The sequence below is a fragment of the Psychrobacter sp. TB20-MNA-CIBAN-0197 genome (assembly GCF_040309765.1).
GTDB classification, from domain to species: domain Bacteria; phylum Pseudomonadota; class Gammaproteobacteria; order Pseudomonadales; family Moraxellaceae; genus Psychrobacter; species Psychrobacter submarinus.
Genome location: NZ_JBEOPC010000309.1, coordinates 1 through 304, shown reverse-complemented (window position 1 = coordinate 304; position 304 = coordinate 1). Strand labels below are relative to the sequence as shown.

The 304-nt window shown below is 40.5% G+C and carries 1 protein-coding gene; it reads right to left on the bottom strand.

Annotated elements, in window-relative coordinates; genetic code table 11:
- Positions 1 to 55 precede the first annotated feature (55 nt).
- On the bottom strand, positions 56 to 304 hold a 249-nt coding region (locus AAEY83_RS13790), incomplete at its 5' end, for an RnfABCDGE type electron transport complex subunit D (RefSeq protein WP_351059672.1).

Sequence of the window (304 nt, the reverse complement as noted above, 5' to 3'; positions counted from 1 at the left end):
CACTAAACATAGTGCTACAACAACTGATAACGTTTTGCCGATTGATTCGTTATTACTAGACATTACGTGCCAACCTCCGCTTAATATTAGCCTGCACTACAAAGTGATCGAACAGTGGAGCGAACAAGTTAGCAAATAAGATTGCTAGCATCATGCCTTCTGGGAAAGCAGGATTCACAACACGTATCATAACCACCATAAAGCCAATTAATAGACCATATGCTAATTTACCTTTGTCAGTAAATGCAGCTGATACAGGGTCAGTAGCCATAAAGAACATACCAAACGCAAAGCCACCAAGTAC